Origin of the sequence: Pseudomonas sp. NY15437, assembly GCF_048068435.1 — a bacterium.
Taxonomy (GTDB): domain Bacteria; phylum Pseudomonadota; class Gammaproteobacteria; order Pseudomonadales; family Pseudomonadaceae; genus Pseudomonas; species Pseudomonas nitroreducens_B.
The window spans coordinates 173,879-189,612 of the sequence record NZ_JBLUQC010000012.1; the positions used below are offsets into that span (position 1 = coordinate 173,879).

A 15,734-nucleotide genomic window follows, 5' to 3' on the forward strand; every position below is an offset into this window, starting at 1 on the left:
GCCCTTACTTGGAGTAGAGCTCGACAATCAGGTTTTCGTTGATGTCGGCGGACAGATCGGCACGAGCCGGAACACTTTTGAAGGTGCCGGACTTCTTGTCGGTATCCACTTCGACCCACTCAACGCGACCGCGCTGGGCGCACAGGTCCAGAGCTTGGGCGATACGCAGCTGGTTCTTCGATTTCTCGCGAACAGCAACCACGTCACCAGCTTTGACCTGGTAGGACGGTACGTTTACGGTCTGACCGTTGACGCTGATGGTCTTGTGGGACACCAGCTGACGGGATTCGGAACGAGTGGAACCGAAGCCCATGCGGTAGACGACGTTGTCCAGACGGCACTCAAGCAGCTGCAGCAGGTTTTCACCCGTGGAGCCCTTGCGGCGGGACGCTTCCTGATAGTAGCCACGGAATTGACGTTCCAGAACGCCGTAGATGCGGCGCACTTTCTGCTTCTCGCGCAGCTGCAGACCGTAGTCGGACAGGCGACCACGACGCTGACCGTGCTGGCCAGGAACGTTTTCTGCTTTGCACTTCGAGTCGAGGGCGCGGACGCCGCTCTTCAGGAACAGATCAGTGCCTTCGCGGCGGGACAGTTTGCACTTGGGACCAATGTAACGAGCCATTTCTCACTGTCTCCTATTACACGCGACGCTTTTTCGGCGGACGGCAGCCGTTGTGCGGGATCGGGGTTACGTCGGTGATGCTGGCGATCTTGTAACCGCAGGCATTCAGCGCACGAACAGCCGACTCGCGGCCCGGGCCCGGGCCCTTGACGTTGACGTCGAGGTTCTTCAGACCGTATTCCAGAGCAGCCTGGCCGGCACGCTCGGCCGCTACCTGGGCAGCGAACGGGGTGCTCTTACGCGAGCCGCGGAAGCCCGAACCACCGGAGGTAGCCCAGGACAGAGCGTTGCCCTGACGGTCGGTGATGGTAACGATGGTGTTGTTGAAGGATGCGTGGATATGCGCGATCCCGTCGACCACCGTCTTTTTGACTTTCTTACGAGGACGAGCAGCAGGTTTTGCCATGACTAAATTCCTAAGCGATTACTTGCGGATCGGCTTACGCGGGCCCTTACGGGTGCGCGCGTTGGTCTTGGTACGCTGACCGCGAACCGGCAGACCGCGACGATGACGCAGACCGCGGTAGCAACCGAGGTCCATCAGACGCTTGATGTTCATGTTGATTTCGCGACGCAGGTCACCTTCGGTGGTCAGTTTGCCCACCTCGGTACGCAGCGAATCAATCTGCTCTTCGCTCAGGTCTTTGATCTTTGCAGCCGGGCTGATGCCGGTGGCTGCACAGATGCTCTGTGCGGTAGTGCGACCGACACCATAGATGTAGGTCAGCGAGATAACAGTGTGCTTGTTATCCGGAATGTTTACGCCTGCAATACGGGCCATTCAGAAAAACTCCAATTGACAGCTACCCGGCGCCCAGGAAGCCAAGAAAGGGCGCGGATATTAGCGCTGTAAAAACAAATAATCAACCCGGCAGCACACTAGCTGCCGGGTTATAACGCGTGGTTCACACTCAGCCTTGGCGCTGCTTGTGACGCGGCTCCGCGCTGCAGATCACACGAACGACGCCTTCGCGACGGATGATCTTGCAGTTACGGCACAGCTTCTTTACCGATGCACGAACTTTCATCAGTGACTCCTCGAACCTTACGGGTCAGCGCAGCAGACCGCTACCATAGCCCTTCAGGTTGGCTTTCTTCATGAGGGATTCGTACTGGTGAGAAACGAGGTGCGATTGTACTTGGGCCATAAAGTCCATCACAACCACGACCACGATCAGCAACGAGGTCCCGCCAAGGTAGAACGGTACGTGGGCAGCTACGACCAGGAACTGGGGCAGCAGGCACACAGCCGTCATGTACAGGGCACCGAACATGGTCAAACGGGTCAGCACGCCATCGATGTAGCGAGCAGACTGTTCACCCGGACGAATACCCGGAATAAATGCACCGGACTTCTTGAGGTTTTCCGCCACGTCCTTGGGGTTGAACATCAGCGCTGTGTAGAAGAAGCAGAAGAAAACGATCCCTGCACTAAACAGCAGAATGTTCAGCGGCTGACCAGGGGCGATCGCTTGCGCGACGTCCTGCAGCCAACCCAGGCCTTCCGACTGACCGAACCAGGCACCCAGGGATGCCGGGAACAGCAGGATGCTGCTGGCGAAGATCGCGGGGATGACACCCGCCATGTTCACTTTCAGCGGCAGATGGCTGGTCTGGGCGGCAAACACCTTGCGACCTTGCTGGCGCTTGGCGTAATGCACGGCGATACGACGCTGACCACGCTCGATGAACACCACGAACGCGATGATGGCCACGGCCAGCAGGCCGATGGCAATCAGGGCGAAGATGTTGATGTCACCTTGACGCGCGGACTCGAAGGACTGGCCGATTGCTCGGGGCAGGCCTGCGACGATACCGGAGAAGATCAGCATGGAGATGCCGTTGCCGACACCCCGCTCGGTGATCTGCTCACCCAGCCACATCATGAACAGCGCACCCGCCACGAAGGTGGTGACCGACACGAAGTAGAAGCCGAAGTCGTTGGAGAAGGCCACGCCCTGACTACCCAGGCCAATGGACATGCCAATGGCCTGGACGAGTGCCAAGGCGAGGGTTGCGTAGCGGGTGTACTGGCTGATCTTGCGACGCCCAGACTCACCCTCTTTCTTCAACTGCTCCAGCTGCGGGCTGATAGCGGTCATGAGCTGCATGATGATCGACGCCGAGATGTACGGCATGATCCCCAGTGCAAAAATACTCATGCGCTCCAGCGCGCCGCCGGAAAACATGTTGAAGAGGCTAAGAATGGTCCCCTCGTTCTGCCGGAACAGTGCCGCCAAGCGATCGGGGTTGATGCCCGGGACTGGGATGTGCGCGCCGATCCGATAGACGATGATCGCCAGGAACAGGAAACGCAGACGTGCCCAGAGCTCGGACAAACCACCACCGTTGCTCAGCGCAGAGAGAGCACCTTGCTTAGCCATTTAGTCCTCGATTTTGCCGCCAGCTGCTTCGATAGCCGCACGAGCGCCCTTGGTGGCGCCGATGCCTTTCAGGGTGACCGCGCGAGTAACGTCGCCGGACAGCATGACTTTCACACGCTGTACGTTCTGGTTAATCACGTTGGCATCCTTGAGGGCCTGCACGGTTACGACATCACCTTCGACCTTGGCCAGTTCGGAGGTACGCACTTCTGCGCGATCCATGGCCTTCAGCGAGTTGAAGCCGAACTTCGGCAGACGACGGTGCAGCGGCTGCTGACCACCCTCGAAGCCCGGAGCAATGGAGCCACCGGAGCGGGAGGTTTGACCTTTGTGACCACGGCCACCGGTCTTGCCCAGACCGCTACCGATACCACGGCCCGGACGGTGCTTTTCGCGACGGGCACCCGGCGCGGAACGCAGATCGTTCAGTTGCATGGATTAACCCTCCACACGCAGCAGGTAGTAGGCCTTGTTGATCATGCCGCGGTTTTCAGGAGTGTCCTGAACTTCGACGGTATGATTGATGCGACGCAGGCCGAGACCTTTGACGCAAGCCTTGTGATTGGCCAGACGGCCGTTCAGGCTCTTGATCAGGGTAACTTTGACAGTTGCCATGGTTAGAGAATCTCCTCGACGCTCTTGCCACGCTTGGCCGCTACCGACTCAGGGGACTGCATGTTCTTCAGGCCCTTGAAGGTTGCGTAGACCACGTTCACCGGGTTGGTGGAGCCGTAGCACTTCGCCAGAACGTTCTGCACACCGGCCACTTCCAGGACGGCACGCATGGCGCCGCCGGCGATGATGCCGGTACCTTCCGAAGCCGGCTGCATGTACACCTTGGAGGCGCCATGGGCGGACTTGGTCGGGTACTGCAGGGTGGTGCCGTTCAGATCAACCTGGATCATGTTGCGGCGAGCAGCTTCCATTGCCTTCTGGATAGCGGCCGGCACTTCACGCGCCTTGCCACGACCGAAGCCAACACGGCCTTTGCCATCGCCAACCACGGTCAGCGCGGTGAAGGCGAAGATACGGCCACCTTTTACGGTTTTGGCGACGCGGTTCACTTGAACCAGCTTCTCGATGTAGCCTTCGTCGCGCTTTTGATCGTTGTTTGCCATAACTTAGAACTCCAGACCGCCTTCACGAGCGGCATCAGCCAGGGCCTTGATACGACCGTGGTACTTGAAGCCAGAACGGTCGAACGCCACCTGAGTGACGCCGGCAGCCTTGGCGCGTTCCGCGACCAGTTGACCAACTTTCTTGGCTGCGTCGACGTTGCCGGTGGCACCTTCGCGCAGTTCTTTGTCCAGGGTCGAGGCGCTGGCCAGGACCTTGCCGCCGTCGGCTGCAATGACCTGGGCGTAGATGTGCTGGGCGGAGCGGTACACACAGAGGCGTACAGCTTCCAGTTCGCGCATCTTCAGGCGAGCCTTGCGAGCGCGGCGCAGACGGGTTTCTTTCTTGACGCTCATTTGCTATGCCCTACTTCTTCTTGGCTTCTTTACGAAGGACGACTTCGTCGGCGTAACGCACGCCCTTGCCTTTGTACGGCTCCGGCGGACGGAAGTCGCGGATTTCCGCGGCAACCTGGCCAACCAGCTGCTTGTCGATACCCTTGATCAGGATGTCGGTCTGGCTGGGGGTTTCCGCGACGATGCCGGCAGGCAGTTCGTAATCAACCGGGTGGGAGAAGCCGAGAGCCAGGGACAGCACTTGGCCTTTGGCCTGCGCCTTGTAACCAACACCAACCAGCTGGAGCTTGCGCTCGAAGCCCTGGCTGACGCCGACTACCATGTTGTTGACCAGAGCGCGGGTGGTACCGGCCATGGCACGGGTCTGCTGGTCGCCGTTACGCGCAGCGAAACGCAGCTCACCGTTGTCCTGAATGACTTCGACGGACGGATGGACTTTCAGCTCGAGAGCGCCTTTGGCACCCTTGATCGAAAGCTCCTGGCCAGCCAGCTTGACTTCAACGCCGGCGGGCAGTTTGACGGGGTTCTTAGCAACGCGAGACATGCTGATTCCCCTTAGAACACAGTGCAGAGCACTTCGCCACCAACGCCAGCGGCACGGGCAGCACGATCAGTCATCACACCTTTGTTGGTGGAAACGATCGACACACCCAGGCCACCGCGAACTTTCGGCAGCTGGTCTACGGATTTGTACTGGCGCAGGCCAGGACGGCTGATTCGCTTCACTTCCTCGATGACAGGCTTGCCTTCGAAGTACTTCAGCTCGATGGACAGCAGAGGCTTGGCCTCGGCGGTCACTTGGAAATCCGCAATATAGCCTTCGTCCTTGAGGACTTTGGCGACTGCCGCTTTCAGCTTGGAAGACGGCATGCTCACGACGGTCTTCTCAGCCATCTGGGCATTACGGATGCGAGTTAGCATGTCTGCTAACGGGTCCTGCATACTCATGGGCTTAATGCTCCTGATACAAAAGATAAGCCTTCAACTTCATAACTCGCCCTCAAAACGCCAGGCGAACTAAAACCCAGGCTCAGGGGAGCCGGGTATTCTAGAGATCGCTCAAAAACGAATCAAGCCCCACGAGGGGGCTTGATGCGTAAAGCGATCAACGGAGCCGTTGCCGGCTCCGCCTACGACTTACCAGCTGGCTTTCACCAGACCCGGTACGTCGCCGCGCATTGCAGCTTCGCGCAGCTTGTTACGGCTCAGGCCGAACTTGCGGTAGAAGCCGTGCGGACGACCGGTCAGACGGCAACGGTTACGCAGGCGGCTGGCGCTCGCGTCACGCGGTTGCTTCTGCAGGGCGACCTGGGCGTTCCAACGATCTTCCGCGGAAGTGTTCGGATTAGCGATGATCGCTTTCAGCTCGGCACGCTTCTTGGCGTACTTGGCTACCGTTTGCTGACGCTTCAGCTCACGGTTCTTCATGCTCTCTTTAGCCATGGTCCTACTCCAATCAGTTGCGGAACGGGAATTTGAAGGCGCGCAGCAGGGCACGACCTTCATCATCCGAACGCGCGGTGGTGGTCAGAGTGATATCCATACCGCGGAGGGCATCGATCTTGTCGTAATCGATTTCCGGGAAGATGATCTGCTCTTTGACGCCCATGCTGTAGTTGCCACGGCCGTCGAAGGACTTGGCGTTCAGACCGCGGAAGTCACGAACGCGCGGCAGGGAGATCGACAGCAGACGGTCCAGGAACTCGTACATGCGATCGCCACGCAGGGTGACTTTAACGCCGATCGGCCAGCCTTCACGAATCTTGAAGCCTGCGATGGACTTACGAGCGTAAGTCACGACCGGCTTCTGACCCGCGATCTTTTCCAGATCAGCTACGGCGCTCTCGATGACTTTCTTGTCGCCGACAGCTTCGCCAAGACCCATGTTCAGGGTGATTTTGGTAACGCGCGGAACTTCCATCACGTTCGCCAGCTGAAGCTCTTGCTTCAGCTTGGGAGCGATTTCCTTCCGATAAATTTCTTTCAATCGTGCCATGGTGATCTACCTAGCTCCCTCAAGCCTGAACCGGTTTCTGGGTCGACTTGAAGACACGAATCTTCTTACCGTCTTCGACTTTGAAACCAACGCGGTCAGCCTTGTTGGTTTCAGCGTTGAAGATGGCGACGTTGGAGACGTGCAGAGGCGCCTCCTTCTCGACGATCCCGCCTTGCTGGTTGAGCATGGGGTTGGGCTTGGTGTGGCGCTTGACCAGGTTCACACCGCCAACGACCAGACGGTCGTCAGCCAGAACCTTGATCACTTTGCCACGCTTGCCCTTGTCCTTGCCGGCAATGACGATGACTTCGTCGTCACGACGAATTTTTTGCATGACGGCTACTCCTTACAGCACTTCAGGGGCAAGGGAGACGATCTTCATGAACTTCTCGGTACGAAGTTCACGAGTCACCGGCCCGAAGATACGGGTGCCGATCGGCTCCTGCTTGTTGTTCAGCAGGACGGCGGCGTTGCCGTCGAAGCGAATGATGGAACCGTCGGTACGACGTACGCCGTGCTTGGTGCGAACGACCACGGCAGTCATTACCTGGCCCTTCTTCACCTTGCCACGCGGAATTGCTTCCTTGACGGTGACCTTGATGATGTCGCCAATGCCGGCGTAACGACGGTGGGAACCGCCGAGTACCTTGATGCACATTACGCGACGCGCGCCGCTGTTATCAGCGACTTCGAGCATGGATTGAGTCTGAATCATCTTCTATCTCCGACCCTTAGACTTCAACCGCGCGCTCGACGATATCAACCAGGGTCCAGGCCTTGGTCTTGGCCAGCGGACGGGTCTCGCGAATGGTGACCAGGTCACCAATGCGGCACTGATTGGTTTCGTCGTGTGCGTGCAGTTTGGTCGAACGCTTCACGTATTTGCCGTAGATCGGGTGCTTGACGCGGCGCTCGATCAGAACGGTAACGGTCTTGTCCATCTTGTCGCTGACGACACGGCCGGTCAGCGTACGGACGGTTTTCTGAGCTTCAGCCATGATTACTTACCTGCTTGCTGGTTGAGCACAGTTTTAACGCGAGCGATGTCGCGCTTCACTTGCGAGAGCAGGTGAGACTGCCCCAACTGGCCAGTTGCTTTCTGCATGCGCAGATTGAACTGGTCGCGCAGCAGGCCGAGCAGTTGCTCGTTCAGCTGCTCAACGGATTTTTCACGAAGTTCATTCGCTTTCATCACATCACCGTCCGCTTAACAAAGGAGGTGGCGAGCGGCAGCTTTGCAGCAGCCAGGGCGAATGCCTCACGCGCCAGCTCTTCGGATACACCCTCGATCTCGTACAGGACCTTGCCCGGTTGAATCTGGGCTACCCAGTACTCGACGCCGCCCTTACCTTTACCCATACGTACTTCCAGGGGCTTCTTGGTAACAGGCTTGTCGGGGAATACGCGAATCCAGATCTTGCCGCCACGTTTTACGTGACGGGTCAGCGCACGACGTGCGGACTCGATCTGACGCGCGGTGAGACGGCCACGGCTGGTTGCCTTGAGGGCGAACTCGCCGAAGCTGACTTTGGAACCGCGATGAGCCAGGCCACGGTTGTGACCGGTCATTTGCTTGCGGAACTTCGTACGCTTAGGTTGCAGCATTTGCGTACTCCTTACTTAGCAGCTTTTTTACGAGGAGCGGGCGCTACAGGCTTCAGCTCTTCCTGGCGGCCACCGATGACCTCGCCTTTGAAGATCCAAACCTTCACACCGATCACACCGTAGGTGGTGTGCGCTTCGTAGGTTGCATAGTCGATGTCGGCACGCAGGGTGTGCAGGGGCACACGACCTTCGCGATACCACTCGGTACGAGCGATTTCAGCGCCGCCCAGACGACCGCTTACCTGGATCTTGATGCCTTTGGCACCAATGCGCATGGCGTTCTGTACAGCGCGCTTCATGGCGCGACGGAACATAACGCGACGCTCCAGCTGCTGAGCTACGCTTTGCGCAACCAGCATACCGTCGAGCTCCGGCTTGCGGATCTCTTCGATGTTGATGTGCACCGGCACACCCATTTGCTTGGTCAGGTCCTGACGCAGCTTCTCAACATCTTCACCTTTCTTGCCGATCACGATGCCGGGACGAGCGGTGTGGATGGTGATACGTGCAGTCTGAGCCGGACGATGGATGTCGATACGGCTTACGGACGCGCTTTTTAGTTTGTCTTGGAGATACTCACGTACCTTCAGGTCGGCGAACAGATAATCGGCGTAAGTGCGCTTATCTGCGTACCAAACGGAGGTGTGCTCCTTGACGATACCCAGGCGGATGCCATTGGGATGTACTTTCTGACCCATCTGATCGACTCCGTTACTTGTCCGCAACCTTGACAGTGATATGGCAAGACCGCTTGACGATGCGATCAGCACGGCCTTTGGCACGCGGCATGATGCGCTTGAGCGAACGACCTTCGTTGACGAAGACGGTGGAGACTTTGAGGTCGTCCACATCGGCGCCTTCGTTGTGCTCGGCGTTGGCAACAGCCGACTCCAGCACTTTCTTCATGATCTCGGCGGCTTTCTTGTTGCTGAAAGCCAGGAGGTTGAGCGCGTCGCCCACCTTCTTCCCGCGGATCTGGTCGGCGACCAAGCGGGCTTTCTGGGCGGAGATACGAGCGCCCGAGAGCTTAGCGGCTACTTCCATCTTCCTTACCCCTTAACGCTTGGCTTTCTTGTCCGCAGCGTGCCCACGATAAGTGCGGGTAGCAGCGAACTCGCCGAGTTTGTGACCGACCATGTCTTCGTTGACCAGAACGGGCACGTGCTGACGGCCGTTGTGGACAGCGATGGTCAGACCAACCATGTGCGGCAGGATCATCGAACGGCGCGACCAGGTCTTGATCGGCTTGCGGTCGTTCTTTTCCACCGCCACTTCGATCTTCTTCAGCAGGTGAAGATCGATAAAAGGACCTTTTTTCAGAGAACGTGGCACTGTCGTATCCCTCTATTTACTTGCGGCGACGGACGATCATGTTGTCGGTACGCTTGTTCGCGCGAGTCTTCTTACCCTTGGTCTGAAGACCCCACGGCGATACCGGATGACGACCAGCAGAGGTACGACCTTCACCACCACCATGCGGGTGGTCGACCGGGTTCATGGCAACACCACGAACGGTCGGGCGAACGCCACGCCAGCGCTTGGCACCGGCTTTACCCAGCGAACGCAGGCTGTGCTCGGAGTTCGAGACTTCGCCCAGGGTCGCACGGCAGTCAGCCAGGACTTTGCGCATTTCGCCGGAACGCAGACGTACGGTGACGTAGGCACCTTCACGGGCAACCAGCTGAGCCGAAGCGCCAGCGGAGCGAGCGATCTGAGCGCCTTTGCCAGGCTTCAGTTCGATACCGTGGATGGTGCTACCAACCGGGATGTTGCGCAGCGGCATGTTGTTGCCGGCCTTGATCGGAGCGCCGATACCAGAGATCAGTTGATCGCCAGCCACCACGCCTTTGGGGGCGATGATGTAACGACGCTCGCCGTCCGCGTATTTCAGCAGAGCGATGTGAGCAGTACGGTTCGGATCGTATTCGACGCGTTCAACGATGGCAGGGATGCCATCCTTGTTGCGACGGAAGTCGACCAGACGATAGTGCTGCTTGTGGCCACCACCGATATGACGGGTGGTGATACGACCGTTGTTGTTACGGCCGCCCGACTTGGACTTCTTCTCGAGCAGGGGAGCGAACGGAGCACCTTTGTGCAGGTCCTGGTTCACTACCTTGACGACGAAACGACGACCAGCGGAAGTCGGTTTGCATTTAACGATTGCCATGATGCACCCCTTTACTCAGCGCCAGCTGCGAAATCGAGATCCTGGCCCGGCTGGAGAGCGATGTACGCTTTTTTCCAGTCGTTACGCTTGCCCAGGCCGCGAACGGTACGCTTGGTCTTGCCCTGAACGTTCAGGGTGGTGACGCGACGTACTTTCACGCCGAACAGGCTTTCTACGGCCTTCTTGATTTCCAGCTTGGTTGCATCAGTGGCAACCTTGAAAACGAATTGGCTGTTGCCGTCCGCCAGGCCAGTGGCCTTCTCGGAGATATGCGGGCCCAGCAGCACTTTGAATACGCGTTCCTGGTTCATGCCAGCAGCTCCTCGAACTTCTTCACGGCAGACACGGTGACCAGCACCTTGTCGTAGGCGATGAGGCTGACCGGATCGGAAGCCTGGACGTCACGTACATCGACGTGGGCCAGGTTGCGAGCTGCCAGGTACAGGTTCTCATCGACGCCTTCGGTGACGATCAGTACATCTTTCAGGCCCAGGCCTTCCAGCTTGCTGACCAGACCCTTGGTCTTCGGTGCGTCGACAGCGAAGTCGGCAACGACAACCAGACGATCCAGACGAACCAGCTCAGAGAGGATGGAGCGCAGAGCAGCGCGGTACATCTTCTTGTTGAGCTTCTGGGAGTGATCCTGGGGCTTGGCTGCGAAGGTCGCGCCGCCGCCACGCCAGATGGGGCTACGGATGGTGCCAGCACGAGCACGACCGGTGCCCTTCTGACGCCACGGCTTCTTGCCGCCACCGGAGACTTCGGAACGAGTCTTCTGAGCCTTGGTGCCCTGACGGCCGCCAGCCATGTAGGCGACGACTGCCTGGTGAACCAGGGTCTCGTTGAATTCGCTACCAAAGGTACGCTCGGAAACTTCGATCGCCTGAGCGCCATTTACATTCAGTTGCATCTCAGCTTCCTCTCTTAACCGCGAGCCTTGGCTGCCGGACGCACCAGCACATCACCACCGGTAGCGCCGGGAACGGCACCTTTGACCAGCAGCAGATTGCGCTCTGCATCGACACGTACGACTTCCAGGGATTGAACGGTTACACGCTCAGCACCCAGGTGGCCGGACATTTTCTTGCCCTTGAACACTCGACCAGGAGTCTGGCACTGGCCGATAGAACCCGGGACGCGGTGGGAAACGGAGTTACCGTGGGTGTTATCTTGACCACGGAAGTTCCAGCGCTTGATGGTACCGGCGAAGCCTTTACCCTTGGACTCACCGGTAACGTCTACCAGCTGGCCTGCCTGGAACAGATCGACAGAGATGGAATCGCCTGCCTTGAACTCCTCTTCGCCCAGACGGAATTCCCACACGCCGCGACCGGCGGCGACATTCGCCTTGGCAAAGTGACCGGCCTGAGCCTTGGTCACGCGAGAAGCACGACGCTCGCCAGCAGTTACCTGCACAGCGCGATAGCCATCAGTCTCTTCGTTTTTGAATTGGGTGACGCGATTCGGCTCGACTTCAATGACCGTAACCGGAATAGAGACACCATCTTCGGTGAAAATGCGGGTCATGCCGCACTTACGACCGACAACACCAATTGTCATCTTTAGAACCTCTTTAGTGTACGGGGCTTTCACCCGCTATGGCCGCCCATTTCAGAGCGTTACACGACCAATGCCGAGGGCATTAGCCGAGGCTGATCTGTACTTCGACGCCAGCAGCAAGGTCGAGCTTCATCAGCGCGTCGACGGTTTTGTCGGTCGGCTGAACGATGTCGAGAACACGCTTGTGGGTACGAATTTCGTACTGGTCACGAGCGTCCTTGTTGACGTGCGGGGAAATCAGCACGGTGTAACGTTCCTTGCGGGTCGGCAGAGGAATCGGACCACGCACCTGAGCGCCAGTACGTTTCGCGGTTTCCACGATTTCCTGGGTAGATTGGTCGATCAGGCGATGGTCAAAAGCCTTCAACCGAATACGGATTTGTTGATTTTGCATTTGACCTCAGACTCCAAGTTGCCATTCCCAACGGACGGACTCCGCCCGTTAAAAGGAGGCGCAATTGTACGGATGCGCCTGGAGGGTGTCAATATTTAACCAACTCAACGAAAAAGGGACCCCGAAGGGTCCCTTTTTCTGGAGCGGATCAGCGATTACTCGATGATCTTGGCAACCACGCCGGCGCCAACGGTACGGCCGCCTTCGCGGATCGCGAAGCGCAGGCCATCTTCCATGGCGATCGGAGCGATCAGGGTGACAACCATTTTCACGTTGTCGCCCGGCATGACCATCTCAACGCCTTCCGGCAGTTCGCAGTTGCCGGTTACGTCGGTGGTACGGAAGTAGAACTGCGGACGGTAGCCTTTGAAGAACGGGGTGTGACGACCACCTTCTTCTTTGGACAGCACGTACACTTCGCACTCGAACTTGGTGTGCGGCTTGATGGTGCCCGGCTTGGCCAGAACCTGGCCACGCTCTACGTCTTCACGCTTGGTGCCGCGCAGCAGGACGCCGACGTTCTCACCAGCACGACCTTCGTCGAGCAGCTTGCGGAACATTTCAACGCCGGTGCAGGTGGTCTTGGTGGTCGCCTTGATGCCGACGATTTCCACTTCTTCCTGGACCTTGACGATGCCACGCTCAACACGGCCGGTTACCACGGTGCCACGACCGGAGATCGAGAACACGTCTTCGATCGGCATCAGGAACGGCTGGTCGATTGCACGAACCGGCTCAGGGATGTAGGAGTCCAGGGTTTCTACCAGCTTGCGCACGGCGGAAACGCCCATCTCGTTGTCGTCCTGGCCGTTCAGAGCCATCAGAGCGGAACCGATCACGATCGGAGTGTCGTCGCCCGGGAAGTCGTAGGTGTTCAGCAGATCGCGAACTTCCATTTCGACCAGTTCCAGCAGCTCGGCGTCGTCAACCATGTCGGCCTTGTTCAGGAACACGACGATGTAGGGAACGCCTACCTGGCGGGACAGCAGGATGTGCTCGCGGGTCTGCGGCATGGGGCCGTCAGCAGCCGAGCAAACCAGGATCGCGCCGTCCATCTGGGCAGCACCAGTGATCATGTTCTTCACGTAGTCGGCGTGGCCCGGGCAGTCTACGTGAGCGTAGTGGCGTACCGGAGAGTCGTATTCAACGTGAGAGGTGTTGATGGTGATACCACGAGCCTTCTCTTCCGGCGCGTTGTCGATCTGATCGAAAGCGCGAGCGGAGCCGCCCCAGGTCTCGGAGCAGACCTTGGTCAGAGCAGCGGTCAGAGTGGTTTTGCCGTGGTCAACGTGACCGATGGTGCCGACGTTGACGTGCGGTTTGTTACGTTCAAATTTTTCTTTAGCCACGAGAGTAACCTCTTACTAAAAGAGCTGAATCAAGCTTGTTTTTTGGCCAGAGCTTCGACGACGTTCGACGGAGCTTCAGCGTACTTGGAGAATTCCATGGAGTAGCTAGCGCGACCCTGGGACATGGAACGCACGTCGGTTGCATAACCGAACATCTCGCCCAGCGGAACCTCGGCACGGATAACCTTACCGGAAACCGAGTCTTCCATCCCCTGAATCAGACCACGACGACGGTTCAGGTCACCCATCACGTCACCCATGTAGTCCTCAGGAGTCACCACTTCCACCTTCATGATCGGCTCCAGAACCTTGCCGCCGCCCTTCTGGGCCAGCTGCTTGGTCGCCATGGAAGCGGCGATCTTGAACGCCATCTCGTTGGAGTCGACGTCGTGGTAGGAACCATCGAAGACGGTCGCCTTCAGGCCGATCAGCGGATAGCCGGCAACAACGCCGTTCTTCATCTGCTCTTCGATGCCTTTCTGGATGGCCGGGATGTATTCCTTCGGAACCACACCGCCCACGACTTCGTTGGTGAAGACCAGGCCTTCAGTGATGTTGCCCTTCTCGTCCACGTCGGGAGCGGAGAAGCGGATCCAGCAGTGACCGAACTGGCCACGGCCGCCGGACTGGCGAACGAACTTGCCTTCGATCTCGATGTTGTCCTTCGAGATGGTTTCGCGGTAGGAAACCTGCGGCTTGCCGATGTTCGCCTCAACGCCGAATTCACGCTTCATGCGGTCGACGAGGATGTCCAGGTGCAGCTCACCCATACCGGAGATGATGGTCTGGCCGGTTTCTTCGTCGGTCTTGACGCGGAACGACGGGTCTTCCTGAGCCAGCTTGCCGAGGGCAATGCCCATCTTCTCCTGGTCAGCCTTGGTCTTCGGCTCAACAGCTACCGAGATCACAGGCTCCGGGAAGTCCATACGCTCGAGGATGATCGGCTTCTCGATGTCGCACAGGGTGTCACCGGTGGTGACGTCCTTCATGCCGATCAGAGCAGCGATGTCGCCAGCGCGTACTTCTTTGATCTCGTCACGCTGGTTGGCGTGCATCTGCACCATACGACCAACGCGCTCTTTCTTGCCTTTCACGGAGTTGACGACCGATTGGCCGGACTCCAGAACGCCCGAGTAGACGCGAACGAAGGTCAGAGTACCTACGAACGGGTCGGTGGCGATCTTGAATGCCAGAGCGGAGAACGGCGCGTTGTCGTCAGCCGGACGCTCGTCGTGGATTTCGTTCTCATCAGTGCTGTCCGGGTGGACGCCCTGAATCGCCGGAATCTCGGTCGGAGCAGGCAGGAAGTCGATAACGGCGTCGAGAACCAGGGGCACGCCCTTGTTCTTGAACGAGGAGCCGCAAACAGCCGGTACGATTTCGCAGGCGATAGTACGCTGACGCAGGCCGGCCTTGATCTCTTCGATCGACAGCTCACCCTCTTCCAGGTACTTGTTCATCAGCTCTTCGTTGGCCTCGGCAGCAGCCTCGACCATGTTGTTGCGCCACTCGTTGGCCAGGTCAACCAGCTCAGCGGGAATTTCTTCCTCGCGGTAGGAGGTGCCCTTGTCGTCTTCGTTCCAGTAGATGGCCTTCATCTTCAGCAGGTCGACTTGACCCTGGAAGTCATCTTCTGCACCGATGGCGAGCTGGACCGGAACCGGGGTGTGACCCAGACGGTTCTTGATCTGGCCGATAACGCGCAGGAAGTTGGCGCCGGCGCGGTCCATCTTGTTCACGTAGACGATACGCGGAACGCCGTACTTGTTGGCCTGACGCCATACGGTTTCGGACTGCGGCTCAACGCCGGAGGTGCCGCAGAACACCACGACAGCGCCGTCCAGTACGCGCAGGGAGCGCTCAACTTCAATGGTGAAGTCTACGTGGCCGGGGGTGTCGATGACGTTTACGCGGTACTTGTCGTACTGGCCGCGCGAACCTTCCCAGAAGGTGGTGATCGCAGCGGACGTGATGGTGATACCACGCTCTTGCTCCTGCACCATCCAGTCGGTGGTAGCAGCGCCGTCGTGTACTTCACCCATCTTGTGGCTGAGACCGGTGTAGAACAGGATCCGCTCGGTAGTGGTGGTCTTGCCCGCGTCAACGTGGGCGCAGATACCAATGTTCCGGTAGCGGTTGATTGCTGTGTTACGAGCCATAAAGCCCTCGCAGAAGTGTT

28 protein-coding genes are annotated in these 15,734 nt (G+C 58.5%); all 28 read right to left on the reverse strand.

Features of this window, described 5'->3' with window-relative positions:
- Nucleotides 1–4 precede the first annotated feature (4 nt).
- The 28 genes from rpsD to fusA all read right to left on the reverse strand — a co-directional run bounded on the left by rpsD (nt 5) and on the right by fusA (nt 15,714).
- Nucleotides 5–625: a 30S ribosomal protein S4 gene (rpsD, locus tag ACNFIA_RS24150; protein ID WP_259759029.1), complete on the reverse strand. Its 621-nt coding sequence runs from the start codon at nt 623–625 to the stop codon at nt 5–7.
- 16 nt (nt 626–641) lie between these two features.
- Nucleotides 642–1,031, reverse strand: coding sequence for a 30S ribosomal protein S11 (rpsK, locus tag ACNFIA_RS24155; protein ID WP_003093689.1), 390 nt, complete (start codon nt 1,029–1,031; stop codon nt 642–644).
- Nucleotides 1,032–1,049: 18 nt separating this feature from the next.
- Complete coding sequence (gene rpsM, locus ACNFIA_RS24160; protein ID WP_015475336.1) at nt 1,050–1,406, reverse strand: 30S ribosomal protein S13; 357 nt, start codon at nt 1,404–1,406, stop codon at nt 1,050–1,052.
- Nucleotides 1,407–1,536: 130 nt separating this feature from the next.
- Nucleotides 1,537–1,653 carry a 50S ribosomal protein L36 gene (gene rpmJ / locus ACNFIA_RS24165; protein WP_002555468.1) on the reverse strand — a complete coding sequence of 39 codons (117 nt, stop codon included), beginning with the start codon at nt 1,651–1,653 and terminating at the stop codon, nt 1,537–1,539.
- A 24-nt stretch (nt 1,654–1,677) separates the two neighbouring features.
- A complete protein-coding gene (gene secY, locus ACNFIA_RS24170) occupies nt 1,678–3,009 on the reverse strand; it encodes a preprotein translocase subunit SecY (RefSeq protein WP_017521895.1) in 1,332 nt (443 codons plus the stop codon).
- Nucleotides 3,010–3,444 (reverse strand): 50S ribosomal protein L15, encoded by a 435-nt coding sequence (rplO, locus tag ACNFIA_RS24175; RefSeq protein ID WP_017521896.1) that lies wholly within the window; start codon nt 3,442–3,444, stop codon nt 3,010–3,012.
- Between the two features lie 3 nt (nt 3,445–3,447).
- On the reverse strand, nt 3,448–3,624 hold the full coding sequence (rpmD, locus tag ACNFIA_RS24180; RefSeq protein ID WP_009617174.1) for a 50S ribosomal protein L30: 177 nt from the start codon (nt 3,622–3,624) through the stop codon (nt 3,448–3,450).
- 2 nt (nt 3,625–3,626) lie between these two features.
- A complete protein-coding gene (gene rpsE, locus ACNFIA_RS24185) occupies nt 3,627–4,127 on the reverse strand; it encodes a 30S ribosomal protein S5 (RefSeq protein ID WP_009617173.1) in 501 nt (166 codons plus the stop codon).
- Nucleotides 4,128–4,130: 3 nt separating this feature from the next.
- On the reverse strand, nt 4,131–4,481 hold the full coding sequence (gene rplR / locus ACNFIA_RS24190; protein WP_259759028.1) for a 50S ribosomal protein L18: 351 nt from the start codon (nt 4,479–4,481) through the stop codon (nt 4,131–4,133).
- A 10-nt stretch (nt 4,482–4,491) separates the two neighbouring features.
- Nucleotides 4,492–5,025, reverse strand: coding sequence for a 50S ribosomal protein L6 (gene rplF, locus ACNFIA_RS24195; RefSeq protein ID WP_259759027.1), 534 nt, complete (start codon nt 5,023–5,025; stop codon nt 4,492–4,494).
- Nucleotides 5,026–5,036: 11 nt separating this feature from the next.
- Nucleotides 5,037–5,429, reverse strand: coding sequence for a 30S ribosomal protein S8 (gene rpsH, locus ACNFIA_RS24200; protein WP_015475331.1), 393 nt, complete (start codon nt 5,427–5,429; stop codon nt 5,037–5,039).
- A gap of 189 nt (nt 5,430–5,618) precedes the next feature.
- Nucleotides 5,619–5,924: a 30S ribosomal protein S14 gene (rpsN, locus tag ACNFIA_RS24205; protein ID WP_259759026.1), complete on the reverse strand. Its 306-nt coding sequence runs from the start codon at nt 5,922–5,924 to the stop codon at nt 5,619–5,621.
- Nucleotides 5,925–5,937: 13 nt separating this feature from the next.
- Nucleotides 5,938–6,477, reverse strand: a complete 540-nt coding sequence (gene rplE / locus ACNFIA_RS24210) for a 50S ribosomal protein L5 (protein WP_017521899.1) — start codon at nt 6,475–6,477, stop codon at nt 5,938–5,940.
- 19 nt (nt 6,478–6,496) lie between these two features.
- On the reverse strand, nt 6,497–6,811 hold the full coding sequence (gene rplX, locus ACNFIA_RS24215; protein ID WP_045215317.1) for a 50S ribosomal protein L24: 315 nt from the start codon (nt 6,809–6,811) through the stop codon (nt 6,497–6,499).
- Between the two features lie 12 nt (nt 6,812–6,823).
- On the reverse strand, nt 6,824–7,192 hold the full coding sequence (rplN, locus tag ACNFIA_RS24220; RefSeq protein WP_017521901.1) for a 50S ribosomal protein L14: 369 nt from the start codon (nt 7,190–7,192) through the stop codon (nt 6,824–6,826).
- Between the two features lie 16 nt (nt 7,193–7,208).
- Nucleotides 7,209–7,475: a 30S ribosomal protein S17 gene (gene rpsQ / locus ACNFIA_RS24225; protein ID WP_009617165.1), complete on the reverse strand. Its 267-nt coding sequence runs from the start codon at nt 7,473–7,475 to the stop codon at nt 7,209–7,211.
- A 2-nt stretch (nt 7,476–7,477) separates the two neighbouring features.
- Entirely contained in the window at nt 7,478–7,669 is a 192-nt protein-coding gene (gene rpmC, locus ACNFIA_RS24230; protein ID WP_003093720.1) for a 50S ribosomal protein L29, read from the reverse strand.
- A complete protein-coding gene (gene rplP / locus ACNFIA_RS24235) occupies nt 7,669–8,082 on the reverse strand; it encodes a 50S ribosomal protein L16 (protein WP_009617163.1) in 414 nt (137 codons plus the stop codon). The genes rpmC and rplP overlap by 1 nt, the downstream gene beginning before the upstream one ends.
- A gap of 11 nt (nt 8,083–8,093) precedes the next feature.
- Nucleotides 8,094–8,780 (reverse strand): 30S ribosomal protein S3, encoded by a 687-nt coding sequence (rpsC, locus tag ACNFIA_RS24240; protein ID WP_015475326.1) that lies wholly within the window; start codon nt 8,778–8,780, stop codon nt 8,094–8,096.
- Nucleotides 8,781–8,793: 13 nt separating this feature from the next.
- Nucleotides 8,794–9,126, reverse strand: coding sequence for a 50S ribosomal protein L22 (rplV, locus tag ACNFIA_RS24245; protein ID WP_015475325.1), 333 nt, complete (start codon nt 9,124–9,126; stop codon nt 8,794–8,796).
- 12 nt (nt 9,127–9,138) lie between these two features.
- On the reverse strand, nt 9,139–9,414 hold the full coding sequence (gene rpsS, locus ACNFIA_RS24250) for a 30S ribosomal protein S19 (RefSeq protein ID WP_015475324.1): 276 nt from the start codon (nt 9,412–9,414) through the stop codon (nt 9,139–9,141).
- Between the two features lie 16 nt (nt 9,415–9,430).
- A complete protein-coding gene (rplB, locus tag ACNFIA_RS24255) occupies nt 9,431–10,252 on the reverse strand; it encodes a 50S ribosomal protein L2 (RefSeq protein WP_024767388.1) in 822 nt (273 codons plus the stop codon).
- 11 nt (nt 10,253–10,263) lie between these two features.
- The gene (gene rplW, locus ACNFIA_RS24260) at nt 10,264–10,563 is read right to left on the reverse strand and encodes a 50S ribosomal protein L23 (protein ID WP_015475322.1); all 300 of its coding nucleotides are present in this window, start codon (nt 10,561–10,563) and stop codon (nt 10,264–10,266) included.
- On the reverse strand, nt 10,560–11,162 hold the full coding sequence (gene rplD, locus ACNFIA_RS24265; protein WP_017521904.1) for a 50S ribosomal protein L4: 603 nt from the start codon (nt 11,160–11,162) through the stop codon (nt 10,560–10,562). The genes rplW and rplD overlap by 4 nt, the downstream gene beginning before the upstream one ends.
- 14 nt (nt 11,163–11,176) lie before the next feature.
- Nucleotides 11,177–11,812, reverse strand: coding sequence for a 50S ribosomal protein L3 (rplC, locus tag ACNFIA_RS24270; RefSeq protein ID WP_254471383.1), 636 nt, complete (start codon nt 11,810–11,812; stop codon nt 11,177–11,179).
- Between the two features lie 82 nt (nt 11,813–11,894).
- The gene (gene rpsJ, locus ACNFIA_RS24275; protein ID WP_003243886.1) at nt 11,895–12,206 is read right to left on the reverse strand and encodes a 30S ribosomal protein S10; all 312 of its coding nucleotides are present in this window, start codon (nt 12,204–12,206) and stop codon (nt 11,895–11,897) included.
- Between the two features lie 155 nt (nt 12,207–12,361).
- Nucleotides 12,362–13,555 (reverse strand): elongation factor Tu, encoded by a 1,194-nt coding sequence (gene tuf / locus ACNFIA_RS24280; protein ID WP_065327628.1) that lies wholly within the window; start codon nt 13,553–13,555, stop codon nt 12,362–12,364.
- A gap of 29 nt (nt 13,556–13,584) precedes the next feature.
- The gene (gene fusA, locus ACNFIA_RS24285) at nt 13,585–15,714 is read right to left on the reverse strand and encodes an elongation factor G (protein WP_259759025.1); all 2,130 of its coding nucleotides are present in this window, start codon (nt 15,712–15,714) and stop codon (nt 13,585–13,587) included.
- Nucleotides 15,715–15,734 lie beyond the last annotated feature (20 nt).